This is a genomic window from Nitrospira defluvii (genome assembly GCF_905220995.1).
Taxonomy (GTDB): domain Bacteria; phylum Nitrospirota; class Nitrospiria; order Nitrospirales; family Nitrospiraceae; genus Nitrospira_A; species Nitrospira_A defluvii_C.
Genome location: NZ_CAJNBJ010000002.1, coordinates 455,867 through 482,012, shown reverse-complemented (window position 1 = coordinate 482,012; position 26,146 = coordinate 455,867). Strand labels below are relative to the sequence as shown.

The window sequence follows — 26,146 nt, the reverse complement described above, 5'->3', positions numbered from 1 at the left end:
GCTGTACTCCTGGGGAAGGCTTGTCCGCGCCGAGGCGAAAGAACATAACGACATGAATCCGATGCAGCAGAAATCAACAAGCCCAATTCTCAATCCGGGCGGTGATCCGAACCGGAAACCGAAGACGCCGCCGTCGAAATGGCTGATCGGGCTGATCGGTCTCGTCGTGCTCGCCGTCGGCACGGTGGGGCTCAACCAATTCCGGACACCCGGCAGTCACGGGGCTCGGGCCCAGGCGCAGTCCAAACCAGTCTCGCTGGATGCGGCGAAAACGGACCAGGAGATCTGGCGGGCGGAGGCGGGGAAACGGATCGAGGCGTTGTCGCAGGAGAAAGACGAGTTGCGGCGGATGATCGATGCGCTTCGCCTGCGCATGGAGGCGAAGGAGAAGGAGCCGCTCAAGCCTGAGTCCAAGCCGACGGGCGACGGGCGAGCGGACAAGACAGCCGTACGAAACGGGGTCCTGCCGCCCCCGCTTCCTCCGACCTGGGCCCAAGGGCCGGATGCCCTCAACCAGCGCTCCGGCACTCCGCCGCGGGTTCCAGGTACGGCCTCCGCGCCCATCCCTGCTCGCCAGGTCGGCAGTGAGAAGAAAGATGTCATTGTGGCACCGACCGATGGCATTCGCACCTTCCGGGTCGAGCCGGTGTCCCTTCGGACGAATCAGTCCAAGAAGTACTGGCTGCCCACGGGCACGATCGTGCCCGTCAAATTGCTCTCCGGTTTGGATGCGCCGGCGCGGACTGCCGGCGCTACGGGAGGGGGCGGAGGCGCGATGGGGAACAGTCCGTCTCCCATCCTGATGCAGATCCGGGATCTGATGAAGCTGCCTAATGACTTTCGGGTGCATGCCACCGACTGCTTCTTAATGGGAGAAGGGCTCGCGGAATTGTCGTCGGAGCGCGTGCAGATTCGCGGGGTGAATATCTCCTGCGTTCGGCAGAACGGCACAGCGGTGGATATGACCATTAAAGGGTTCGTCGCCGGCGAGGACGGCAAGGCTGGCATGCGCGGGCCGGTGGTGATGAAAGAGGGCGCGATGTTGGCGCGCTCGCTCCTGGCCGGCTTCGTGTCGGGCATCAGCCGCGCGTTCATGCCGTTTCAACAGGGCTTCGTCATCTCCAGCAGTCCGTCGCAAGCCTTCACGTTTCCGCCGGCGGGCCAGTTGGCGATGGCGGGGGTGGCGGGCGGAGCGGGGAATGCGGCGTCGTTGCTGGCACGCCATTACGCCGTGATGGCCTCCTCGATCTTCCCGATCATCGAGATCTCGGCGGATCGGGAGGTGGACTTCATTGTGTCGGACGGGAAGGAGCTTGAGGAGTTTTTCTTGTCGTCTGCTCCATCCAGCAGCGTATACAGCCCACCCGGTTCGTTTAACCCGTCCGCGGTGCCGATCCAATAATACCCGAAGGGAGCAAGTTGATGACCGGACGCTATCGGAGGTTGCCCATGCGAAACACACATCTTCCAGGGCTCTGTCTCAGGACCGTTCTCATGATGGCCGTGATGTCCTTCGTCTCGACGCCCGTCGTCGCCGAGGAACCTCCGGGACAGTCGGTCAGAGCCACGATCGAGGCGAAGTTCCCCGGGGTGAAGATCAAGAATCTCTCGCAAACCGAGATCCCTGGCTGGTACCTGGTCGAGACCGATGGGGCGCAGTTGGATGCGAGCATTCTGTACGTCCATGAGAGCGGACGGTATGTCTTCTCGGGTGGCCTGTTCGACCTGGCTTCCGGACGGAACTTGACCAGGGAATACTTGAGGCGCAAGCAGCAGGAGGTGCTCTCGGGCTTGGATCTCTCCAAGGTCATTCTGTTGAAACCACAAGCCGAGGCACAGAGGGAGCCTGCGCTGCACCCGATTGTGGTGTTCGATGATCCGGATTGTCCCTTCTGCCGCAAATTTCATCCTGAAGTGAAGAAGATTGTTCAGGCCGGTGTTCCCGTCGCGGTGGTGCTCTACCCGCTGGTGCGTCCGCACCCGGATGCCTATCGCAAGTCCGTCGCGATCTGGTGCGCGGCGGACCAGGCCGTCATGCTTGATCATGCCCTGGCGGGTCAGCCGGTCCCATCTCCGGAGCAGCCCTGTGCCCATCCGATCGACGAGAATCTCAAACTGGGTCACGACCTGCATGTGTCGAGCACTCCGTCGATCTTCTTGCCGAACGGCACCCTTGTGCTCGGGCATCGTTCCGCGGAGGAGATCCTGGCCTTGGTTCGGCCGAATCCTGGCCTCTCGCTTGGACAATGAAGAGTACGGGTCGAGAAAGAGCGCTGAGAATGCGACACATCGGCGGACAGGTTGGGACCGGCTTGATGGCGATGGGGCTCGTCCTCTTGTCGGGCTGTGGCTATCACTCGCAATTCAGTTGCAAGGGGTATCCTGAATCTGCCAGTTGCCGGTCGGTCTCGGAGAACTTCGATCGGAGGTTTGAGCCGTCTCCTCCATCCCAGGATCTTACGCAGGAGAGTCACGGTCGCAATCCGACCGGCCCCAGGGAGGGGTTTCCGCCAGCGCCACCGGTGGCGGGGACGATCGATTCCTATCTGGGCAAGCCGGTCCTGGTCCCGGCGGACGTCCTGCGAGTCTGGATCGCTCCTTATCAGGATTCGAAGGGCCGGCTGCACGATTCGGCTCAGCTGTACGTCGTGCTGAGCGAGGCGCATTTTGTCTACGGCCACCGGCAAGGCATGCGTCGCGTCCCGCGCGGCGCTCGGCCTGGCGCCGATTTCTTGCCGAAGACGTCACGGATGGTTGAACGAGCGAGTCGCGGCAAGACCGGGGGGACCGGCGCTGCCTCAGGGACAGGGTCGGGTCCCAGCACCTCTCAGGATCTCAACCTTCAGGACGAGAGCCGTCATTCCATGGCGCAGCCGCGAGTCAACGGTGTGCCAGGGGCTCCGAGCAATCCGGGCCCATCGCCCATGAATGGAACGCCGGCCTCGCCCGTGGATTCCTATGGCTTCGGGCCGAATTTCCCGTGATCTCCGGTTTCCGGAAACGATCGGCTTGTCATTCGGAGAGAGATCTACATGTCTACCCTGCTTGAGTATTTTGCGAGAAAGATGATCGCGCGGACGTCGATCAGTGACTGGCTGCCGCACCATGCCTATGATCCGGACAACCGGGTGTACCGGCTGGCTGACGGCCGGATCGGCTGTGTCTGGGAAAGCCCGCCCTTGTTGGGCATGGGACCGGACACGATTCAGAAGCTCACGAACCTGTTCGAATCGAGCCAGGCGCCGACCGGCACCACCTACCAGCTCATGATCCATGCCTCGCCGGTGATCCAGCCCTATCTGGATGCGCACGTGGGATTGAGCCATCGGGGGGATCCGGACTCCCGGTTCCTCCGGGATGCGACACGCACCAGGGAGTTTTTCCTGGAGTCGCAGGGAACACGGTTGATCCCGACGTCGGGCATCAGGCCCCGGGACTTCAACGTCTATGTGTCGGTTACGATGCCTCTGAAGGAGGAGTATCCGAACGGGATCGAGTTCGAGGACATTGTCGAACAGCTCGAGGGGGTGGAGCAGACGCTGCGCAACGTCGGGTTGCCGGTGGTCAGAGTCCCTCCGTTGGAGCTCATCTGGCTGCTCCATACGCTGCTGAGCCCGGGCCATGCCTGGGAGGAACGCCCGCCCTCCTACAACTCGACGCAGTTGATCAGCGACCAGGTCGTGGCGCGGGATACCTACGCGAAACTCCACGCGCGCATGTTCGAACTCGATGGGAAGTTCGTCAAGAGCCTGACGGTGCAGCAGTTTCCCGAGGAGTGGCACGGATCCAAAAACCGGGAGCTGATCGGCAGTCTCCTGCGAGGCATGGACCAGATCACCTGTCCGTTCTTCCTCACGCTCAATGCGGTGAAGCTGGACCAGGTCAACTCGGTCGCCGCGCTCCGGAAGAAGCACGTCGTGGTGACGAACCAGGCGGTGGGCTTCATGCTGAAGCTCATTCCCATCTTCGAGAAGAAACTCCAGCACTTCAACCGCATGATGGCGCTCGTCGCGGAAGGGAAGCAGACCATCGGGCTGTACGTCCAGGCCGCGCTGTACGCAGACGATCCCAAAGAGTTGGAGAAGCACAGCTCGGCCATCAAGGCGATCTATCGCACGCACGACTGGTTGCTGCAGGACGACCATTTCATCGGGTTCCGGGTGTTCCTGTTCGGCCTGCCGATGGGGCTCCCCTCGAACGTCCCCCTGCTGCGTGATGATCTGCGCCGGCTCAAGACGGTCCACTCGGACGTCCCGGCCCACCTGGCGCCCATCGTCGGTGACTGGAAGGGCATGGGGCAGCCCGTGATGCTGCTCACGTCTCGGTCCGGCCAGATGATGAGTCTGGACGTGTTCGCCAATACGGAGGGCAACTTCAACATCTGTATCGCCGCCGACTCGGGCGCGGGGAAGAGCTTCTTCGCGAATTTCTTCTTCCGGTCCTATCTGGCCACCGGCGGCCAGGCCTGGGTCATCGACGCCGGCAAGAGCTACATGAAGCTCTGCGAGCACCTCAAGGGGCAGTTCATGCAGTTCTCGCGGGAGGCGAGGAAACTCTGCCTGAACCCCCTGTCGCGGGTGATCGGCCGCTACGACCGGAAAGCCGAGTCGCCGGAGGAGGAAGCGGACCGCAAGGACGAGTTGGCGATGATCAAGGCGATCTTCGCGCAGATGCTCTCCCCGTCGCGGGCGCTGACCGATCTGGAGTTGTCCTGTCTGGAGCAGGCCTTGATCCAGGTGCTCGCTGATAAGGGAAGCGAGTCGACACCGACCGATGTGGCGGGGGCGCTGCTCAAGATGGGGAAGGAACGGGAGGATCAGCGGATCCGGGATCTCGGCACCCAGCTCTTTCCCTATACGGCCGCGGGCAACTACGGCGATCTCTTCAACGGCCCGAACAACATGCACTTCGAGCGGGACTTCTATGTGCTGGAGCTGGACGGCCTCGATGCGCTCCCGGACCTGCGCTCGGTGATCCTGCTCCAGATGATCATGAACATTCAGGTGGCCATGTACCAGGGCGATCGGGCCAGGCGGAAGATCTGCGCGATGGACGAGGCCTGGGATCTCCTGTCTCAAGGAGGCAACGTGTCGGCGTTCTTCGAGAAAGGCGTCCGGCGAGTCAGGAAGTACGGGGGATCGATCATGACGATCACCCAGGGCATCAACGATTACTACGACAAGATGGGACAGACCGGGGCGGCCTTGCTGGCCAATTCGGACTTCGTCTTCCTGCTCAAGCAGAAGCCGGAGAGCATCGAGTCCATCAAGCAGCGGGGCCGGCTGATCCTGAGCGAGTTCGAGTATCAACTGCTGCGATCCGTCCATCGGGGCGCCGGCTATTCGGAAATCTTCTTCTATACGGCCAATCACGGCCGGGGAATCGGCCGGCTGACCGTCGATCGGCGCACGCAGTTGATGTACTCCACCAAGGCAGAAGAGCTGGCCTTGATCGACCGGATCGTGAAGGCGGGTGGTCCGGAGATGACGATCGATCGGGCCATCGACCTCATTCTGGAGCAGGAACATGAAAGAGCTGCTGCAACAGGTGAACGAGTGGCATGACCGGCATCCGAAGCTGGTGCTCGCCCTCCTCGGGATCGGAGTGATCTGGCCCGTTCTGGCTGTGGCGAGTCCTTGGTATCAGCTTGCGCTCCGGTCGGATGAAAGCCTGCCGGACTACCGGCTCTTCCTGATCGAGAAAGGGCGCGAGCCGCAGCGGGGCGAACTCGTGGCGTTTGTGATGGCGCAGGCCTCTGCCGATCGCGTGCAGCCGGCTGGCCTGGCCAGGCCCTACACGAGGGTCGGGGTGCTCTGGACGAAGCGCCTCGTCGGGGTGCCGGGTGATCGGGTGGAAGTGCGAGGGAGGCAGGTGCTGGTCAATGGTGCAGTGGTCGGAGAAGGCCTGGAGCGTGATCGACTCGGGCAACCGATCCGTTTGGCGAAGCTCGAGAGTCCGATTCCACCGGGGCAGTATTACGTGGCCCTGTCCCATCCGCGATCCTTCGACTCCCGGTACTACGGCTATGTGAGGGCGGAGGATCTCCGAGGGGTGGTCACTCCGATCTGGTAGGTGGCAGTGATTTAGAGGGGGAGGTCTGTTTCATGATGAGAAGGCAGGGACTGTTGGTGCTGGTCGTCGCGGGGCTGCTCTGCGGCGGAGCCCTGTCCTGGTCGAGTGCGGGGGAATCCTCAAGGCAGGCTCGGGAGCCCGAACGGTCTCCACGCGAGGTGGCGGAAGAGATTGCGCGCTTCTCCCGGACGGTGCTGCAACCTTCCCAAGGCCGGGAGTCTCGCGAAGTCAATCGGGATGGGATCTATCTGCTCTTGTCCCTGTCCATGCCGGACGAAGTGCTGAAAGGATATTTTGCCGAGGCAAAGCTGCTGGGCGCGCGCATCGTGATCCGGGGTCTGCTCAATGCGCCTTCGTCCGGCGACGGGCCGGTCAAATTGTCCTTCAAGGCGACAGGCGAACGGTTCCGGCAGTTGATGGGGACTGATGAGGCGTTGCTGGCAGCGGTCTCGATCGACCCGGTGCTCTACGGGCGTCTCGGGGTCTCGGAAGTCCCGGCTCTCGCGATCGTGAAAGGGGACCATGATGCGGTGGTGATCGGCTCGACTTCCGTTCGCCATCTGTTGGAGGTCCTGGCGCGCGAAGAGAGAGTCTATCGCGCGCTGGCGGAGTGGTTTGACCGGCGCCAGCGAGGGTTCCTGCAAGGAGGACCGACGAGTGAACCGCAACCGAGCCTCCCGATGCCGAGCGGGCATCAGCGGATCCGCACGGACTCTCCGACCTGGTCGATTGCCGAACGCGACATGAAACAAGTGCTGAGCGAGGCGGTGGCCAGGGCGGATTGGAACGCGATCAAGCGCCGTGCGGAGGACGCGACGGCGCGGAAGATCCATCGAGGCCCTCAGCTTCCCTTGCCGGAAACTCAGCAACCTCGCAGCTTCCTGGTGGATGCTACGGTCCGATTCCCGGACGATGTGACAGATCCGAAAACGGGAACTCTCTACATCAAGGCGGGCTCGACCGTGAATCCGCTCGACAAGGTGAAGCTCCCCTACACGCTCATCTTCTTCAATGGCAACTCGCAGGAACAGGTGCAATGGGTTCAGCACTACCTCCTGGCTCACGAGGACCGTCCGCTGAAACTGCTCGTGACGGAAGGGCATATCGGTCCGCTCGGTCGGCTGTTGCACCGTCCGGTCTACTGGGCGAATCTGCTGATGTATGAGCGGTTCGGCCTGGTCGCTGTCCCGAGTCTGGTGACGCAGGAAGGCAATCGATTCCGGGTTCAGGAGATCGTGCCATGAGACAGGATCGGGCGGAACGGTCCACTGCGGCTAAACCCGAAGAAAGTGCGCGAGTTCAGCAGCGCTCTAGGCTGGCAAGCCTCGCTGGACTGCTCCTCCTGTTCGCAGTTCTCCTGGGCGGAACGATGCCGGACTCCGCGGAAGCCGTCTGTCCGAAGAACACGAATATCCTGGCCGATACCCTGGTGAAGACCTGCTGGGAATGCATGTTTCCCATCAGTCTCTTCGGGTTCACGCTCACGGAGGTCGGGGAGGACTCGACTCGTCCCGCCGTCGGGCCTGGGATCTCCGCCGTCTATCCGCCTCAGCTCTGCGGCTGCGTGTGTCTCACGCCGTACCTCTGCGTCCCGGGCATACCGCTTGGCATCTGGGAGCCGGTCCGACTGGTCGAAATCGTCCGCACGCCGCTCTGCTTCCCGGCTCTCAACGGGATCACGTTGGGGCCGGAGTTCGTGTTCGAGGGACGCGGATCGGCCAATACCAATATGGATTCCCCCGACCTGGACTTCACCTTTTACCATTCGCACTTCTACATCTTTCCCCTCTGGGCCATCGTCGGCATCGCGGTGGACTGGGCTTGTGTCAATCCCAGCGCCGCCGGCGACGAGATCGATCTGGCGTACCTGTCTGAGATCGACCCCTCCTGGAACGATGACCTGCTGGCACTCATTCTGTTCCCGGAAGCCCTCTTGTTGGGGAATCCGCTCACGGTCGCGGCCTGTGCCGCCGATTCCCTTGCCGCGTCAGCTGGTTTTCCCATCGATCCCTTGTTCTGGTGCGCGGGAAGTTTCGGCTTGATGTACCCGACGACGGGCAACGTGTCGGAGTCGAGCGGCCAGCTCAAACCAGCGGCGCTGGCCATGTCGCGCCTGCTGGCTCGGCTGGCCCGCTTCGGCACCGAGTTCTATACGGCAGCGGACGGGCCGTTGATCTGCACGGACTTTCCGACCGGCCTGATTGTGAAGAGTCAATACAAATACCAGTTGCTTTACCCGATCCCCAATGTCCCGGCGCCCTGTTGCCAGCCGATCGGTCGAACGGTGCTGATGTGGGGGATGGGCAAGATGGTGCCGGTGATCGGAGAAGACTTCGTCTTTCTCCTGTGGAAGCTGCAGCGTTGCTGTCTGCTGTAGCGAGAAAGGGGGGTCAATATCTTTTATGTAACATTCGTTCCTCTGGAAAACTTCGCCAAGACCGGCTTTCTGCAAGGCATTCTCACATCCCTATGCCATGATCGTTTCCGAAAAAAACCAGCTTGCGCTGTCGTTACGTTTCATGTAACCTACGTTACATGAAAGGTAACGACCGAATGGGGCCATTTTCCGCAACCGCGGAGAATGTCCTTCCTGCCAACGTTACATTTCTTGATCCGCCTGAACAACTTTATGCCGCGATGCTGGAAGGGTGGCGGCTTCAGCAGCACAGTCGTCATCTAAACCCTTCCACGATTAAAGCGCGTCATCGGCTTGTCCAGCGCTTTCAACAGTACACGGATACATTTCCCTGGCAGTGGAAGCCAGAAGACCTTGTCGAGTTCAGTGCCGAGCTCTCGCAAAAGCTCAGTGTCTCAACTCTTCGCCAATACCAGACTACTCTTCAGTTATTTCTGGAGTATGTCACCGATCGGAGATACGGGTGGGTGGAACGCTGTGAGCGCGAGATTGGATCTTCCATCATTCAAATCTGTGATGAATGGAACACGGTCTCACACGCTACAGAATACGAGGGCCGTCCCAGCCGTCGCCCATTTACCTTCGACGAGATCGATAGATTGTTTGAATATGTCGAACAACACCATGCAGAGGTGCTTCGCCAGCGCCGAAAAGGTTCCCTTGCGGCGGCGCGCGATGCCGTGATGGTCAAGGTCGCCTATGCCTTTGGTCTCCGGCGAACGGAGGTGTGCAGGCTTGATATCAGTGATTTTCGGCGCAATCCTGATCCGAAAATGAAACATCTTGGTCGGTTCGGTGTTCTGCACGTGCGATTTGGGAAGGCCGCGAACGGGGGGCCGCCACGACGGCGGTTGGTCTTCACTGTGCCGGAGGTCAGCTGGATTGTGGAGGTTCTCGAACAATATCTCAGAGACATCAGGACCCTGTTCAATGTGGGTGCCCATCCTGCCTTATTTCCGACAGAGCGGGTTCAATACCTTGGGAGTAAGGACTTTGGATCTCGCTTTCAACACATCGTGGAGGAGGCGGGTTTGCCTGTCGAATTATCCCTTCATCATCTGCGCCATACGTACGCCACCAATCTAGCCGAATATGGGTACGATCCCGTGTTCATTCAACAGCAACTCGGGCACGCATTTCTCTCGACAACAGCCATCTATACACATGTCAGCAGTGATTTCAAAAACCACCAACTGCAACAGGCGCTTGAACGCCTCTATCGGCCAAAGGAGGAGTAAGGTGACCAAGAAAATGGCCGCTGAATGGAATCTCAAGAAAGTGATGGAGCAGCATCATTTTCATTCGACTACAGAGCTGGTCCCGATGCTGGCGCAACGGGGAGTCCAGTTGTCTCGCATTCAAGTGTATCGACTCGTTGCCCAGGCGCCTCTCCGTCTCACACTGGATCTGCTGGCTGCGTTATGTGACATCTTCGCCTGCACACCGAATGATCTGATCACCATCAAACAGGTAGACCGTCAAGAAAGGAAAAAGCTTGCTGCAGCCGGAGAGACAAAATCATCAGGTCGATTGTCCCTCATTAAGACACGTGTCCATCGACCGAAGTAAGAGACGGAAGCCATGGCGCCTGTTGGGATCTGTCCGATCTGCAACGAAAAACGACTCCTGAAGCGCATCCTTCATCAACGTCGGGTGTGTGTCCGGTGTCGTGCGGCCCAAAAGAAAATCTGTGGCACCTGCGGCAATGCCCGTAGGGTCGTAAGGCATTTGAATGGGCAGCCAATTTGTCACCAATGTTGGAAATGCCATCCCTCTCAGTTGGCTACCTGCACAGTATGTCAGAGCTTCGGTCCCGTTGTGGTGAAGAGAGCCGGAAGCCCCATCTGCGGGGCGTGTTACCCTCGTCACACTGAGCCCTGTTCGCTCTGTGGTCAGCAGAGACCAGTCCAGAGTCGACGTGACGGAAGGGCCTTGTGTATGTGTTGTTATATGGCGATCCGGGACGGCAAAGACCCTTTGCACGTGCGCCGGCGGCCAAGGCGACCCGGACGCATACGCATCTGTTCGAACTGTGGTCAACGAAAGTTGTGCCAAGGATTTCTAGGGCCGACGCCCTTATGTGCAGAGTGCGCCGGCCGTCCACTCGTGCAGTGCGTGTGGTGCGGTGAAAAGAAACCTGTGACGGCGTATTGGCCAGGTGGCCCCGTCTGTAATCATTGTGCCGAAGAATTTAGGCAAAAGCCGAAGGAATGTACAAGATGTAGAAATATGGGCATGGCCGTCCCATTCGAGAAGCGGCAGATCATTTGCCGGCCGTGCGCTGGTTGGGAGGATTCAAGCCGTTGTGTGCACTGCGGGCAGCAAAAACCGCGCTATGCAAAGGGGTATTGTGTTGACTGTTATCTGCGGCACGTGGCCCTTCCGAAGTTACTGAATCTCCAAGGTGCTTCATCAAATACCCCACATCTGAACCGGGTAATGGAGACCTTACTCAGCCGAAAGCCCATCTCCGTGGTGAATTGGTTGAAAACAGGAAGCGCGGCTCTGCTCCACTCCATCGCGCAAGGCCAAACAGCACTCTCACATTCCGCACTTGACAAACATACGTCCCCCGGCCACGCGGAGTTCGTGCGCTCAATCCTTGTGGAAGCAGGTGGACTGCCAGTGAGGAATCGAATGGCCGCCCACATTGACCACTGGCTCGAGGTCTTCAGAGCCGAAGTGCCCGACCAGCATCGTCTTCTCATTATGATGTTTGCTGAATGGCGTATAGTGCGTCGACTCCGTGGGAAAATTCAACACCAACGCCTGACACGCTGGGCTTTGCACTCAATGAAATTGCGGTTACGGATCGCCGTCAGGTTTTTGGAGTGGTTAGATAGACAGGAAAAGACGCTCCAGCAATGCACCCAAAAGGATGTTGAATGCTGGCTCACTGAGAGTAAGGTGACGACCCCATATCTCGTCCGCGACTTTTTGCAGTGGACATCGCTCCGCAAGTTCTCACGCCCGCTAGAGGTGCCTCTTCTGAAATCGAGCGGAATGGTTCTCGTTGACGAGGACAGGCGCTGGGCAATGATTGAGCGATTAAGCAACGATGAATCCATGAGACTCGAACTTCGCCTCTGCGGCCTATTCGTTCTTGTTTTTGGCCAACATGTCAGCCGGATCGTCACGTTACTGGATTCTATGGTGCAAATCGACGAGAAGAAGAACGTAAAGATAGTCTTTGGAGGGGAACCAGTTGTGATGCCACCCGTTATAGCAAGATTGCTCTCCAAGCAATTAGTGGCTTGCCGTGGAAATCCAAACGGTCGTCGAGCCGATGGGACGTACTGGTTGTTTCCGGGACGACATTACGGGAGTCATCGGAACGTGGTCCGCTTGCAGAAGAACCTTAACAACATTGGGGTGGAGTGTCGGAGGGGCCGTAACAGTGCCTTGTTACAATTAGCGAGCCAACTTCATCCGGCAGTTCTCGGACGGCTCTTACATATGTCACCGAACGTAGCAGTCAGGTGGTCCCAAAATGCTGGCGGTGGCTTTAATCGATATGTGGCCTCTCGAACAGCCAGGATCGAGAACGGCCATCACTCTGCATGATGAGAAATGAGCTGTACTGTCGTCTCTGGCCGTGACGCTCGGCCGTGGGGTCGTGTCCCCGATTTCCGTAGAAATTGGCTTCTCCCCGCATTGACTCTACAAAATAACCTCCACATTTCCCTTATACGAGGCGATCGGCATCCGGCCTGACCTCCAGATCCCCCCTCAGGTAGCCGCGGTACTCTCCAAGGCGGTCAGGATCGCACTGAGCTGCTGCCAGCCATCGATCCGCCGCGTGCTATGACGGGGACGTATTACTAAGTTGGGGGCCGCAAGGTTTCAATTAGGCCATGGGACGAATGGAGAGAGAGCCCCTTACCGGAAAGAGGGTTAGGAATGGAAGAATACCCCCTATTACGAAAATCACCCCTTTACCAGTCCCCAGCTGGACGCGGCGTTGTACTTCATGGCTCTCCGGCGATGGGCGACTGTGCGAGGGTTACTCAGAATGGAGTTTGGTTTCTGGTGGAGTAGGAGTGTGAGAAAAAAGATCGTGCGAGGATTCATCGTGATGGTCTGTGCGGTGCTCGCGCCGGTTGTCGCGCGGGCCGGGTCTCTCCCTGACCAGCATCCGTCCTCTTCCCGCTTGGCGAATGAGTTTTATGAGCGAGCCAGGGAGGGATGGTTCTGGTATCAGGATCCGGTCGAGGAAGACGAAACGGATGCGGTTGTCAGACCGGTGACGTTGGCCACTCTTCCGCTCGAAGCCTGGCTGGACCCCGCCAAGTATCGCAGCCTCCTCAAGCGGGTCCCTATCGAACAGGAAGACTTGAGCACGCTGCCGGCTGGGATGCTGAGGGAGTTGGCCTCGGCCAAACGCGAGGCCGCGTTGGATGCCCCCACTCCAGAGACCGTGAAGACGTACATCATCGCGCAACGCGCCGTGTTCAAGCGCTCCGAGGACTTCACGTCCATGTGGCAGTTGGCGATGTTTACGAACCCGCAGCTCGATTTTGCGACCGAGCATCCGACCTCGCAGTTCGGCCACGACGTGGAGGCACAGGCGACGCAAGAGGTGGACGAGCGGCTCCTCTCATCCGCAAGGGCGAACCATGTCGGCCTGTTCTTCTTCTTCACGTCCACCTGTCGATTTTGCCAGGAGCAGTCGAAGATTCTGAAGCTGTTCGCCGATACCTACCAGATCGAGGTCTTTCCGGTCACCCTGGACGGGCAGGGGCTGAAGGAATTCCCGAAGGCTGCGGCGGACAACGGCATGGCCGAACGCGTGTCATTGCAGAAGGTCCCGACGATCTATCTCGCGATACCCCAAGAAAACTTCCTGGTCCCGATCGGCTCCGGTGTCATGACATTCAACGAGCTTCGCGAGCGTGTGCTCACGATCCTGAAGCAGCGCCCTCAGTTGAGGAGAAAAGCGGGCGATTCGTAACAGCCCGAAGAGGTGACTATGGCAACACGGATACTGCGGACCCTGTTCATCGTCGGCGCGATGGTCTGGATGCCGGCCGTCGCCTCGGCTCAGAGCGTCAATGATTCCCTCCAGTCCATGTTCGATAGCTGGGGCGTCGTCAGCACGGCGATACCGGGGGCCTATGAGAGCCAAAGCCGCGGGTATCTCGCCGCGGGCGCCTACTCGATCCGGCTGAACAACGACAACTTCTCGCTCTGGAATATCAACCCTCCACGGTTCCGGCGGGGCTGCGCGGGCATCGACACGTACCTGGGCAGTTTCTCCTACGCCAAGCTGAACCGGTACGTCGATATGCTCCAGCAGTTCGGCGGGTCCGTGGTGTTGGGCTATGCCTTCCAGCTCGCGATGAAAGAACTCTGCGAGACCTGCTCGAACGTCCTCAACATGATCGAGACCGCGTCCAGGACGTTGAATGCGCTGGGCCGGATTCAACCGTGCCAGGCCGGACAGGAGGTGGGGGAAGCGCTCGCCCAGAGCATGAAGGATCCGGACAAGCTCAACCAGTACGCGTACCGGAAATGGCAGCAGTTCAAGACCCAAACCGGCATCACCGGGGATCCGTGGGAAGATCGGGACAGCGCCCAGGATAATACGTCGGCTGATGCGGCAGCGGCTCTGAAGGGCACGGAATACGACATCACGGGGAATCTCGTGTGGAACGTCTTGAAGCAGGCAGGAGTGGAAGATCAGACCGCTCGCATCATCATGTCGACGACCGGCACAATCATTGTGAATGACCAGGGCCAGTCCGAGTATCATCCGCCCACGATCAACTTCTCCGACTTGATCGATGTGGTGCCGGCGGAGACCGTCCGGGTCTACGCCTGCACCGATGATCCCGCCCAATGCCTCCAGATCCAGCCTCAGAATGAAACGGCGATGGAAGGGTTCAAGAGCCGCACGGCAACGGCGCTGCAGAACATCGTGACCAATCTCTATAGTAAGACCGCGATGAGCGCGGCGGATGTGACGCTGGTGAACATGAGCCCGATCCCGGTGCTGAAGATCTTGACGGATTACGGGCATCCGAATGAAGTCGCGACCCAGTTGGTACGGATGACGAGCGAGGTGGTGGCCATCGAAATGGCGATTCAATGGATGGAGTGGGCCGTGAACAACGCGATCCAGCAGGGGGCCAAGATCAAACAGCTCAAGCCCAGCTTTGCCGTGGATACGGCTGAATTCCGGAAAGAGGCGCACGAGGTGCTCGCCGAAGCCTACGCCGAGGCAGCGAAGCGTTCGGCCCACCTCCAGAATATCTACAACGTCACAAAGATGGCCCTGGAGCAGGGACAGTATCGCACGGCCCGCTAGGGTGCCGTGAGCTGAGGCCGGAGCGGACAGCCAATGTGGCAGATCTTTACGTTCGGGAACGGGGATGTCATCGCGGCGGTGATCACGGGCCTCAAGGTGATGATGACCACGGGGGCTTATGAAAGCCTCTTCAGGCTCGGCCTGCTCGGCCTGGTGGTCTTCGCCTTGCTCCATGTGACCTTCAACCGTCGGTTCCTCGGCCCCCTACTGATCGGCGCGGTCGGGCTGCTGTACGCCTCGGTATTCGTGACGGCCGACGTCTCGATCGAAGATCAGGTCAATGCGGCGGTGCCCGACACGATCGTGACCGGGGTGCCGGTGCTGATCGCGTTTCCGGCCTACGTCTCTGGTCAGGTGGGGTATCACCTCACCTCCATCACCGAGACGGCGCTCTTGTTGCCGACCGGCTATCGTTCCACGGGATCGGTGATCAACCGCCCGTTGTTCGAGACGCAGAAGCTGCTCGACTTCACGCTCCCTGACAGCGATCTGTGGAAAAACCTCGTCCAGTATCTCATGAACTGCACGCTGAAGGAGATCGACTACAACCAACTGAACCGCACGGCTGTGGAGAAGGCGACCGATGCTCTTGGCGCGATCGCGGCGACCAATCCCGCTCTGAGTTCACCGTGGTATCAGAATGGCAATATCCAGCCCACTGCGCAGCTCTGCACGGACTTCTACGCGAACGTCATCACGCCGGGCTTTACGACACCGGCGCCCGAATATCTGGAAGCCACCCAGAAGCTGCGTTCGTCGCTCGGTGCGGACCCTGCGACTCCTGGAGACGAGTTGCCAGTGATTGATCAACTCCGGACGACCCTGCTCGGTGTGCCGGGACAGACTTCGGACCAGGTTCTCCGGAATATCGTGATCGTGAAGGCCTGGAAGGAGGCATGGGCCCAGAGGGCCAAGACGATGAACGATGTGCCGTCGGCAGTGAAGCTGGCTCAGGAGGCCACAACCCAGGATTTGAAGTATCAGGCCTATACCAAGTCCTATATCGCCGCGAAGTTCCTCCCCGTGCTCCGAACGGTCGCGGAAGGCCTGGTGTATCTGGTCACCCCGTTCATCGCCGTGATGGCCCTGTCCGGCTCCATGACTCGGGTCCTCGGCCTCTACGGGCGGAGCTTCGCATGGCTCGCCATGTGGGGGCCGCTCTATGCGGTCGTAAATTTCGTCATGTATTTCGAAGCTAACGCCAAGGTCAAGGATCTCATCATCAATTCGGGGTTCGCCGACGCCATCACGTTCAATTCGTTCGACCCGATCCGAGAGTACATCGTCGGGATCAATTCCATGGCGACGGATCTCACGCTGGCGGTACCGGCCGTCGCCTGGGGCCTGGTCTGGGCCGGAGGGAATCTCGCCTCTTCGCTCACCGGAAGTCTCTCCGCTCCTCTCTCTGCCGCCGGCCAGGAAGCAGGGCGGTTCGCTCGTGGTCACGGGCAGGTCATGTCGGAACCACCGTCCTATCTGATGGAGCCGGTTCGGATGGAGACTGCAGGACGTTCCGCGTCGCAAGAGAGCTATACAGTCCCGGTTGGCGTCGGCGGCCTGCGGGTCGATGCGCAAACAGGGGTCTCGACTCTACATCACGCTGATGGCGGGACGACCCGCATCGGGGCGAACGGCATGGTGACCTACCAGGGGCCGACGGGAGGGTTCTCGCGGCGCGCGAGCGAGCTGGCTCCCACCGGCGCCTGGTATGAGAGCGGCGCGTTCCGTCGCGACGAGTTCGATCACGCGGCCGGCCGGATAGTGCAGAAACAGTTCGAAGTCCGCGGGGCCACGATCGATAAAAGTTTCAGCTACGAGCATGATGGTGTCCTCCACTCGGTCCGGGAAGAATACAACCAGGAAACGGGAAGAACCGTCCGCCGCGTGGATTCCTCGATTAAGGATGGCGTGAGCCGGGTCGAGACGAGCACGCAGTGGGGGCCGCAACAGGTCAGCGAAACGGGTCCTGTCATGGCCTGGGCGGTCCATCCCGATGGCCGGCAGGAACCGGTCACCGGCACCCTCTCACGTTCGGGTCTGCGCCTCGGCCACGAGGACTTCTGGGGCGAAGGGCAGCTGGTGACCTCCGGCGACGGCCCGACCCGCGAATACAAGGGACGACTCACCGGACAGAAGATCAACGGGATCTCGGTCTTCGCCGTCTCGCAGGGAGGCTATAAAGAGGGCGTCGTCGGGGAGGTGCTGAGAGAGGATGCCAATCTCCGCTACTACCACAGCGCCGATGGCACCTTTTATACTCGCGAGGCGGCGGAGAGCATTGACGTGCGCAAACTGGACGGGGAGATGGAGACGATTCAGGGCAAGGCGAGGGAATTCGGTCGTGTGACTGTGGGATCAGATGAAAAGTTCCAGCACAATCCCCTCACGTATGAAATCGAAAGCACCAAGGGCGACCACAAGGCTGCCTATTCAGGGGAGATCCATGTCGATGCAGAGGGAAGGAAGTTTCTCCAAGCGACGGCGGGTGGGACAGAGCGGAGCAACAAGGATCGCTTCGTCGATGCGGGGATGGAGTATGTCTACAAGACCGGTGACAACGGCGGCAAGAGCTACACTGCGGATGGCGTGAGGCTTCAACGGATCATCGGGCTTCTTCCCGAGAATGAGGCGGTGATCAGGCAGGTGGCGACGCACGAGGAAGGGAACGTGATCCAGCTTGCCAACGGCCAGGAGCGGCGCGTCCCCACGTCGGTCAGTCTGTCTTATTCAATTCCCGGAGGGGTGACGAAATCCTTGACCGGCAATTACGACCACCAGGGAGATTTTCACATCGCTGCCGGGCAGAGCAGGGAAGGGGTGGAATTTCTGACGCTTGACCAGTATCGCGGGCAGGAGGTTGCCGTCCGCGGCGTGAGAAGCAATCAGACGGGAGAAGCAATCTTCAGCCACGCGGAGGGAGGCCGAAAGACAGAACTGTGGGACTATGTGTCACACGTGATGGGATGGCAGGAAAAGGAACAATACCTCAAAGACAAACCGATTCAGTGGAAGGATGGGACGACCGGGCAGACCCACAAGGGACATTTCTTCGGCCTGTTCGATCAGGAAGGGAACCTGCTGGAGGGCAGCGTGGTCAATGACCTGAGGAGCCAGGCGTTCGTGATGAAGCAGAATCCGCTGACGAAAGAATACGAGACCGGCTTCATTGACATGCATCAAGATCCCGATTCGCATGCCTCCGTGGCGACCTACACGACCCTTTCTACCGAACAGATCGGCGCGGACGGGACCGCTCGGACATTGACGCTGGGGCCGCAAGCAGGGAATGGCACGAGAGAGATCCTCTCGGATATCGGAACAGGCGGGAGAAAGACCGACCTGTTCCATGACTACACCCATGAAACAGGCGGGCATTTCGTCGAGCGGTTCGAGGAATTCCATCGGATGCAGGGTGGGACTCTCTCCGAAATGCATAACACACGCATGTTCAGCGGCACCAAGTGGATTCCCGATCCCGTCCATCAGGGGCAACATCATCCCGTGCAGATGCGTGGCTTCATGGATGAACAAGGGAACGTGGTCTACGCCGAATTTCAGAGCGGCCAGTATGGGAAGACGTGGAACTACAAGGTGGTCGATGGAAAGGCGCAATGGGGAGTGGCCGAGACCGCTCAGCCCACGTCTGGTGGACCGGGATTGACGAATTTCCGTTCGCTTTCCAAGAACGAGGTGGAATCGAGTGGCTTGGCCTCGACCCAGGTTATTGGGCCTGACGGAAAGCTGCTCTATGAGAAAGGGGATAGCGGCATACAGGTGATCGAATGGGATGTGTACAGGCAGGAACTCCAGCGACGGGTGAACATCGGCGCCGAGTATGCTGTGTTTGGGCACTGGGATGCGAAAGAACTCACCAATGAAGACAGCGGGGCGAAGCAAACTTTAAAAGCGATTGGGGCCGGCAAAACCGCTGTTGACATTGTAACGGGTGCCGGTAATTTGGCTATGACAGGTCGGCGACTTGGCGGGGCATTCGGAGGCGGAACCGGCGCTGCAGGTCCAAAAGGAGGACCACTTCCAGAAGGAGGTCCCACTGGTCGGCCTGGCATGCAGCCTGGGCTGGGGACTTCGCCGCAGAGTATGGAGGATCTCCAGAGGTTCCAGGAGGATCTTACGCATGCCCTCAAGAAAAGCGGGATCGATATTACTGGGGCGAAGGGCGCTGGTAAGCACATTCAACCGTGATCCCTTCGCATCAATAGGAGTGCTTGATGCGTGTAGCGGGATCGGAACACTATCGCTTGTCACGCGGGTAGCATTGAAAATGGCTACTGTTCGTCAATTTAGGTAAACTTTCGCCTGACAACATGTAGGTTCACTCATCATGATGTGGACTCAATTAGAGGTCTTCTGGCGGCGGCTGAAGAACTGGTGGAAGGGCCTCGGATGGGAGCTATCTCAACGAGGAGATGAGTTGGGTCTGTTGGATCCTGATCCTGAGTCCAGCAGGGAGGAACTTAATCCAGGAACCGGTTACCCCATGATCGATGAGATCATCGATGTTCATGGCAACACCTATGGGAGAGGAGAAGACTCTCTCTGCGATAATGATTAGCGGTTCCCTGGCGTGATGACGGTTATCAAGTCGTATTGTTCTTGAGGAGGGTCATCACACCTTTTGATGTTGGGCTACGACTGATCTGGTGCAAGATGCGAAGACAGAGAGGCGAGGCGGGCGTGGAATAAACAGCCCGGCTGACTGCCTCTGACTCAAAGTGATTGGTCGAGATACACCGCGGGCTGATAGCCGGATGGACTGCAGGATTGGCAGCCTATCTCAGTGATTGGCACCAGACGGAGCGATGGATAAGTGTGTGAGTTCGAAGTAAACTTGGGCATCGGCACATTATTCAGGTTGCCTCAATATACTGCGGGGAAAGCCTGCAGCAGACTTATTAGTTCGGCGTCATATTTCTACGCCCCTATATCATGGCCACTTTGACATCAGTAATCCCCGACGTAGACGTGCTTGTGGCACTAGCGCCTGAAGAACTTGCTGAGGTCGTTCTGCGGCTCGCCCATGAGCGCCGGCAAAACGGCCTCATTCACCTACAGTCCTTGGTGTCAGACATTCACGGTACTCCAGGAGCCTCGGACGGCTATCCCCAGAACCGGAAACGAGATGCTGAGTTGGCGCTTGCCGAGGCATGGAATTGGCTGTCGGTGCAGGGCCTTCTGATTCCGGAGCCAAGAACGAACGGGAACAATGGATGGATGCTTCTGAGCCGCCGCGCCCGAACAATATTGGCTAACGACTCGTTCAAGACTTATGCGCGCAGCGTTGCGTTCCCGAAGGCATTGTTGCATCCGTCAATAGCCGATGAAGTCTGGCTCGACATTGTTCGCGGTGACTTAGAAACCGCAGTGTTCAAGGCATTTCGGGCGGTCGAAGTAGCTGTGCGAGAGGCCGGACACTTTGCCGATACGGATATTGGAACCGCGCTAATGCGCAAGGCATTCGACAAAATGACCGGTCCGCTCTCTAATTTGCAGCAGCCCGAGGCGGAGCGTGAGGCATTGGCACATTTGTTTGCCGGAGCAATCGGTTCATACAAGAACCCACATTCTCATCGCACTGTTTCCATCAGCGACGCGACGGAAGCCCAAGAAATGGTCATCTTGGCGAGCCACTTGCTTCGCATTGTTGATAGCAGGCGGTAGCCTATGACGCCGATCCCATCATTCCACCGGACGTGCGCGAAAAGCCGCGCAGGCCGGTGAATTCAGACGTTAGACGCGCTCGATTTTCTATGGCTATGTCATGGGAAGCTTCCGCAAGGTGTTTTTGGTGCTTGAGCGGTGATAAGCCGGAGGTCCTCGGAGAGCATTGAAGCCATAGGGAATGCGGTGGTGGGAGTGACTGGGAGGCGGATCGTTCCGAGGACTTCTCCAGAGGGGATCGACGATACTTGCAGGACGACCTCGGCTGCTGTCTGGGTAGTATCGATGTTTCCGGTGATAAGTACGGTGGCCGGAATCCAGCGGCCGAGCGCCACCTGTTGGCTGTCATGGACCCGGCCGCTGAGTTGAAACTGTTGTTCCTCGATGATTCTGGATTTTGTTGGATCGTCAGCGACGAAACAGATCTGTGCCTGCAAGAAGTGTTTCGCAAGAGACGCCTCGATGACCTCTTCGAGTACGGTAGGGAATCCTTGAAGTTTGGCGACCTGAACGACGAGCGGATGAGGCCAGCGCTCGGCCGGAATGGAATGAGTCGCGGCCTGGTAAGCTTTGGTGAGCTGTTTCGGTGAGACGTCGAGCATCGTCGTGATGGTATGTGGTCCCTGCCTATAGTTCACTTCCAATCTGCCTGTGTGCGCTTCCTGTGACGTAGCCCTTGCCTGATCGTTCCGGAGGAGATGCGCTAGTCGGAGGACTGTCCTCATAGCGGGAGTCGGATACGTCGCGAGTAGATCTGTCTGCCCGGCCCATTTCACGTCAATCCAGCCTCCCTTCACCGGCTCCCATCGTTCCGTCAGCTCGAGGGTGCGGTGAATGTTGCTGGGTAGGAGGATGGAGCCCTGAAGGGGTTCTCGCATGAGAAGTCGTCGGCATCCGTAAGGCATCGGTTCATCCGAAGCGTGGCCGAGCGTGAGGACGTACTTGATCATGCCGTACGGACACTGGAAGAGTCCGGGAACGATCGAGAGGGGCGAGAAGACGTAGCGGCGATAGTGTTGGGATGTCTCTGTCTGAACCGCGGTGGTCACGGCTGTCGCTTGCTCGATGGCCAGGGTCCAGCCCAGATGATCTGGGTGTACTTCTGTCCTGATCCGAAGGTGGCGGGTCGGATGGCGGTCGAGCTCGAACACGCGGGTCTGGGGAGGGCCCGCGACCTCCGGGACAAGTTCTGCACATCCCGCGAGAAGGAAGCTGATAAGCAGGGGAAGGAGGCGGCTGGTTCTCATTGTGTGATGAGCCATCCCTCCCGCCTCGTATCATTGTGGGGCGCGATGTCCCCCTGTGGGCGACCTGCGTGCATCACCGTGTCGAGGATCCGTGCGCTCATGGTGTCGAGAAACTCGGCCCACTGCCCGGGCGGGGCTTCCACGAGGAGATGAGCGAGAACTTCGCCCGTCTCGATGGAAGTGATGCTCGTCGTCGCGAGGTAGCCTTGTTCGTGGAGATTCCGGGCATACACGCGGACGAGAAGGGTTGCACCGGACCATTCCCCAATTCCGTTCTGCGCCGAGTCCCTGTAGCGGCCTTGATGGTGAGCCGCCTGTAGGTCTTCGGTTTCGGTGAGAAGCTCGTCGCGCGCGACGACAGCCAGATCCGACCGAGCAAAGTGTCGGAGCAGATGCGTCGCGATCGCTCGCGTTTCAGGAGCGGCAGCATTTCTATCGGGTTCCACGACGGTTCGGATTCTGATCGCTGATGGCCACCGGCCTGCGGGAGCCCGTGCCGCTTCCTGCTCGATGGCGGTGCGGAGCATCACGGTGGTCAACGGGATCGGATGAGAGACGAGAGGGCCTCCTGGTTGCTGGAGTTGAATCTCTGCGTGGCCGGAAAGGGTGTCGGAGATCTCGATGCCCTGCCGCGCGAGCAGGTTTGCGATCCAACGAGCTCGGAAGGTGATTGTCGGCTGCTGCGGACTCGGAGGAATGTCGATGCCGAGAGGATCCTTGCCGGGGAGCTGCCATACGAGCGCAAGAGAACCAGTCGTCACCGGCTGATCCTCCTCTTCAATCCGGCGATCCAGGCTGACATCGTTTCGCATCATCGTTGCTTCGAAGGAGTAGGCCTCGCCGCCGCCGGCCAGCGAGCAAGGTTCATAGAGGGCTGGTCGGCGCCACATCGGCGCCCCGGGATCAGCGAAAGCGAGTCCCGTCATCCCTAAGATTCCCCACGTCGGACATGTGACCCACCCTGCCACGAGTTTTGGAATTCTCCAGGTTTTCGCAGCCGGATAGACTCTGGTCTTCCACGTTTCCTGCTGCGTCACGTCGACATACCGTCGGATCCGTTGGATCGGCTGAACGGACCACCCAAGGCCATCGGTGTGGGTCGTGATCCGGAGTTCCGGAGGACCGATAGGCTCAGTGTGGTGAATGACCGGCACCTGCTGAACGTGGTCGAGGCTGACGGGTTTGTCGATCGGCGCGCAGTGGGGCAGCACAAGCGCAATGTAGACAAACCAGGGGAATGATGTATGGGGGACCGGTGGTTGGTCCGTGGGAGCTTGGTTTTGATGACCCATTTCTGCCTCGGTAGCAACCAGATGATGCGCAGCTTCCTCCAGAACTAATACAGGAGCGGAGGCGAAACGCAAGCCAAGGCAGAAGGGGCAAGTTGGCAGTCACGGGCGCGTCGAACTGGGGGAAAGCCCCTGACAGAGGCGGGAGTAATACAAAGGACGGAGGAAGGAAGCCGGCTTGATGGAGAAGATCGGGGACTTCGTGCTGGGTCGGGTTGTGAAGGCCTTACCGGACCGGGACAGTTACCTCATCCTAGTCCATGGCACGCAGCCCTTCGCTGTGCTTCCGAAGCAGTATGCCGACCGGCCCTATCGGGTCAAGGACACAATCTCGGCAGCGGTGTACCGGTTGGGTGAGGTGTATCCGGTCTTGTCCCAGCGCTGTCCCCATTACATCCGCCGTATTTCGGAATCCATCCTCCGTCCTGTGTTGGCGGCTGGTGAAGTCCGGATACGTCGGGTCGCCACGGGCCTCGGTTCGCCGTTTGTCAAGATCGCCGTCGAGAGTGAAGAGGGAGTCGACCCGGTCAGGTTGTGTGTGCCCTACCGTCAGAGCTACGCCAGCTACACCAGACTGATGGTGTCGTTTGTCCGGTACTCGACGGACCTGGGACGATTCATCCGCAATGCGCTGGCACCGGCACCGGTCGATCGTATCAGACGGATCGACGTGTTCCGGGAGGAGCAGATGGCGCGGGTACTGGTCCCGGCCGAGTGCAAGGGATATTTCCTGGGAAAGGGCGGCCTGAACATCGCGCTCGCGAGCAAGCTGACATCAGTGGCGATCGAGCTGAGGACAGAACAGTGATAGTCGCTCCGGGAGAGGAGGGTTCCATGGCATCGGCAACGCAACAGAATGGACAAGCAGGATCGGCGAGAAAGGAAGAGCAGGGGACGAATGGGCGGACTGGTCCAGCTGGTCAGGGAAGGAATCGCCCGATGCGCGGACGTCCCAGCCCCGAGGAACGGGCCGAGCACAACCGCGAACGGCTGCAAGATCCTCAGAGCCTGTTGCTCCTGCCGCGCACGCCCGAGGGGAGGGTTATCGTAGGGATGCTCTTCCCCCTGGATAAGGCTGTCAATCGGCTCCGGCTCAGCGCAGGACATTCCCTATCTGTCGGTGAGGTGCAGGCGCAGCTAGATCGTATCCATGAGTGGGTGCACTTGGGATACGAACTTCTGAAGGCGATGGGGGTCAGTGAGCAGGATTTCGCACCAGCGCCGGTCCTGAACTATCAGTATCGCCTCACCCTCGCCGGGCAACGGAATGCGCGGGTGATCACCCCGCGATCCGAGGAAACGAAGAAGGTGTCGCGGGTGGCGGAGAAGCTGGATGGAGTGATTCTTCACACACGGATGAGTTGCGACGATTTATCGCAGACGGAGCATCTGTTCACGAAGATTCACGAACTGATCAGGCGCCTCCACGAATTGATCGCGGATTTCTGTGCACAGGTGGAGTTGCCCTACCGAACGCCACGCGAAGCGGAGGACTTGTTTAGCGAGCCTCCGGACCGAGGCGCTCAAACGCCCATGACGGCGGGAGGAACTGTCCCTCCTCGGATAGCGACGTAACCCGCACAGCACTCAACATCGAGCCCAGGTGGTGGTGAACAAGGGGAGGAACGCATGATGCGCCTTTGGATTTGCAGTTTGATGGCGATGTTGCTGGTCGGATGCGTGAGTAGTGAGGAATATGAGCGAGTCCGGACTCAGTATGAGCATCTCAAGGACGTGAAAACAGAGTGGGAAACGGAGAAGGACGATTTGCAGCAGCGCGTGGATGCGGTTCATCGGGCCTACTCGAACGTGAGCAAGGATCAGGGCACGCTGCGGCTGCAACAGGACCAGACCAAGACAGAAGTCGCACGCGCCCGCGATGACGCCAGACTGCTCACAAGCAAACTGGCATCGCAGGAGTCTCGGGTCTCGGAGCTGGATCAAAAATTCGGCAAGGTCATGGACCAGCTCAGCTTCCTGGCGGAGACCAATGTGACGCTCACAAATCGGGTCGAATCCTTGATCGCCAAGATGGGGACCCTGATGGCCAGGATGAAGCCAGTGGCCTCGGGAGATCCGAAAGCCAAAGCTCCCGAACTACGCAAGGAGGCTGGCGCGAAGGACGGAGAAGGTCGGCCGGATGATGCGCTGCGGGAAACGGTCTCGAAGGTGGGTCCGAACACCACGGTTCCTTCGAACTCTGGGGAGGAAAGTAAGCAGACGGAGAACACCCAGTCTCCCGCCGTAGAACAGGCCATGCGGCAACTTGGAGTCAAAGCCGACCCGTCGGCCGTTGGGAGAGGAGCCGGGAAATCCGCTGCGGCCGTGAAGAACAGTCCGTTCACACCGGCGTCAAAGATCGCTCAGGGATCTGTCGATGGCAAGGGGCAGCGCTCTCCCGTGGAAACAAGCGGGAGTGCCATCCGGGATCCGGGGATCAAGAAAGGCGAACCAGAGCGGAAAGCAGGCGCCCAGGGGGCTCTGGGTCCGAGCGAGGGCACTGTGGCGGAAAGGATATCGATTCCGACCGAGACGTCTGGTTCACGGATTGGTCCTCCAGCGGAGCCTCTTGCCGCACCGCCACCTGGGACACTGACCTTCTCGCCTCAGCCGGCTGCCGACACCACCGTCCCGGAAAAAGGGGAGAAGAAGGGTGATGGCAAAGCGAGATAAGAAGGACATCGACTTTCTGAGTACGCAGAGTTATCCCGGTCGAGAGGTCGAGGCGTTAGGGCTGGTCGTGGAGATCCACACGGTGGGATTGGGCACGTTTCGCGACTATATCGCGCGGATTATGGACATCTTGGGTGGCCGGGTGAACACCTACGATAAGCCGGCTCGCAAGGCCATGGAGAAGGTGTTCGATAGTCTGCAGGACCAGGCTGGGGCTCTCGGTGCTGATGCGGTGATCGGGGTGGCGGTGGAAGTCTCACCGGTTCCCTTCAAAGGGATGGCCATGACCCAGGTCTTGGGATTTGGAACGGCGGTGCGATTTCTCAGGAAGGAAGTAAGTGAGTTTGAAGGAAGGGACGGTGTGCTCCCGCTGTCGGAGGAGTCCAAACGAGTCGTGAGTGAGATGACGGCTCGTTCCGGACGAGCGGTGGCGCGACCGACGATACCGATTCTGAAAAGCTAG

The 26,146-nt window shown here is 59.4% G+C and carries 20 protein-coding genes; 18 read left to right on the top strand and 2 right to left on the bottom strand.

The window, feature by feature from the left end; translation table 11 throughout:
* The first annotated feature begins 52 nt into the window (after positions 1–52).
* The 14 genes from KJA79_RS09555 to KJA79_RS09490 all read left to right on the top strand — a co-directional run bounded on the left by KJA79_RS09555 (position 53) and on the right by KJA79_RS09490 (position 20,474).
* Positions 53–1,402, top strand: coding sequence for a TraB/VirB10 family protein (locus tag KJA79_RS09555; RefSeq protein ID WP_213041810.1), 1,350 nt, complete (start codon positions 53–55; stop codon positions 1,400–1,402).
* Positions 1,403–1,494: 92 nt separating this feature from the next.
* Complete coding sequence (locus KJA79_RS09550) at positions 1,495–2,250, top strand: DsbC family protein (RefSeq protein ID WP_213041809.1); 756 nt, start codon at positions 1,495–1,497, stop codon at positions 2,248–2,250.
* A 29-nt stretch (positions 2,251–2,279) separates the two neighbouring features.
* The gene (traV, locus tag KJA79_RS09545; RefSeq protein ID WP_213041808.1) at positions 2,280–2,984 is read left to right on the top strand and encodes a type IV conjugative transfer system lipoprotein TraV; all 705 of its coding nucleotides are present in this window, start codon (positions 2,280–2,282) and stop codon (positions 2,982–2,984) included.
* Positions 2,985–3,032: 48 nt separating this feature from the next.
* Entirely contained in the window at positions 3,033–5,564 is a 2,532-nt protein-coding gene (gene traC / locus KJA79_RS09540; protein ID WP_213041807.1) for a type IV secretion system protein TraC, read from the top strand.
* Positions 5,527–6,072, top strand: a complete 546-nt coding sequence (lepB, locus tag KJA79_RS09535; protein ID WP_213041806.1) for a signal peptidase I — start codon at positions 5,527–5,529, stop codon at positions 6,070–6,072. Before traC ends, lepB begins: the two co-directional genes overlap by 38 nt.
* A gap of 32 nt (positions 6,073–6,104) precedes the next feature.
* A complete protein-coding gene (locus KJA79_RS09530; RefSeq protein ID WP_213041805.1) occupies positions 6,105–7,316 on the top strand; it encodes a TrbC family F-type conjugative pilus assembly protein in 1,212 nt (403 codons plus the stop codon).
* Positions 7,313–8,449 (top strand): TraU family protein, encoded by a 1,137-nt coding sequence (locus tag KJA79_RS09525; RefSeq protein ID WP_213041804.1) that lies wholly within the window; start codon positions 7,313–7,315, stop codon positions 8,447–8,449. The genes KJA79_RS09530 and KJA79_RS09525 overlap by 4 nt, the downstream gene beginning before the upstream one ends.
* Positions 8,450–8,607: 158 nt before the next feature.
* A complete protein-coding gene (locus tag KJA79_RS09520) occupies positions 8,608–9,726 on the top strand; it encodes a tyrosine-type recombinase/integrase (RefSeq protein ID WP_083448037.1) in 1,119 nt (372 codons plus the stop codon).
* Between the two features lies 1 nt (position 9,727).
* A complete protein-coding gene (locus KJA79_RS09515) occupies positions 9,728–10,057 on the top strand; it encodes a helix-turn-helix domain-containing protein (RefSeq protein ID WP_053380500.1) in 330 nt (109 codons plus the stop codon).
* 2,473 nt (positions 10,058–12,530) lie between these two features.
* Positions 12,531–13,439 (top strand): conjugal transfer protein TraF, encoded by a 909-nt coding sequence (locus tag KJA79_RS09510; protein WP_213041803.1) that lies wholly within the window; start codon positions 12,531–12,533, stop codon positions 13,437–13,439.
* Between the two features lie 18 nt (positions 13,440–13,457).
* Complete coding sequence (locus KJA79_RS09505) at positions 13,458–14,795, top strand: conjugal transfer protein TraH (RefSeq protein WP_213041802.1); 1,338 nt, start codon at positions 13,458–13,460, stop codon at positions 14,793–14,795.
* A 33-nt stretch (positions 14,796–14,828) separates the two neighbouring features.
* Positions 14,829–18,998 carry a conjugal transfer protein TraG N-terminal domain-containing protein gene (locus KJA79_RS09500; RefSeq protein WP_213041801.1) on the top strand — a complete coding sequence of 1,390 codons (4,170 nt, stop codon included), beginning with the start codon at positions 14,829–14,831 and terminating at the stop codon, positions 18,996–18,998.
* A gap of 139 nt (positions 18,999–19,137) precedes the next feature.
* The gene (locus KJA79_RS09495; RefSeq protein WP_213041800.1) at positions 19,138–19,368 is read left to right on the top strand and encodes a hypothetical protein; all 231 of its coding nucleotides are present in this window, start codon (positions 19,138–19,140) and stop codon (positions 19,366–19,368) included.
* Positions 19,369–19,742: 374 nt separating this feature from the next.
* Positions 19,743–20,474 (top strand): TIGR02391 family protein, encoded by a 732-nt coding sequence (locus tag KJA79_RS09490; RefSeq protein WP_213041799.1) that lies wholly within the window; start codon positions 19,743–19,745, stop codon positions 20,472–20,474.
* 98 nt (positions 20,475–20,572) lie between these two features.
* On the opposite strand, the gene KJA79_RS09485 is transcribed toward KJA79_RS09490, so the two are convergent.
* Both KJA79_RS09485 and KJA79_RS09480 read right to left on the bottom strand, forming a co-directional pair.
* On the bottom strand, positions 20,573–21,076 hold the full coding sequence (locus KJA79_RS09485) for a hypothetical protein (protein WP_213041798.1): 504 nt from the start codon (positions 21,074–21,076) through the stop codon (positions 20,573–20,575).
* Positions 21,077–21,717: 641 nt separating this feature from the next.
* Positions 21,718–23,013 (bottom strand): hypothetical protein, encoded by a 1,296-nt coding sequence (locus KJA79_RS09480; RefSeq protein WP_213041797.1) that lies wholly within the window; start codon positions 23,011–23,013, stop codon positions 21,718–21,720.
* Positions 23,014–23,191: 178 nt separating this feature from the next.
* Here KJA79_RS09480 and KJA79_RS09475 point away from each other — a divergent pair, with 178 nt between their 5' ends.
* Genes KJA79_RS09475 through KJA79_RS09460 form a run of 4 tightly spaced genes read left to right on the top strand, consistent with a single transcriptional unit; the run spans position 23,192 to position 26,146 of the window.
* On the top strand, positions 23,192–23,818 hold the full coding sequence (locus KJA79_RS09475; protein WP_213041796.1) for a hypothetical protein: 627 nt from the start codon (positions 23,192–23,194) through the stop codon (positions 23,816–23,818).
* A gap of 26 nt (positions 23,819–23,844) precedes the next feature.
* Entirely contained in the window at positions 23,845–24,585 is a 741-nt protein-coding gene (locus KJA79_RS09470; RefSeq protein ID WP_213041795.1) for a hypothetical protein, read from the top strand.
* A 54-nt stretch (positions 24,586–24,639) separates the two neighbouring features.
* The gene (locus tag KJA79_RS09465) at positions 24,640–25,683 is read left to right on the top strand and encodes a prolipoprotein diacylglyceryl transferase (protein WP_213041794.1); all 1,044 of its coding nucleotides are present in this window, start codon (positions 24,640–24,642) and stop codon (positions 25,681–25,683) included.
* A complete protein-coding gene (locus KJA79_RS09460) occupies positions 25,667–26,146 on the top strand; it encodes a heavy metal-binding domain-containing protein (RefSeq protein ID WP_213041793.1) in 480 nt (159 codons plus the stop codon). The genes KJA79_RS09465 and KJA79_RS09460 overlap by 17 nt, the downstream gene beginning before the upstream one ends.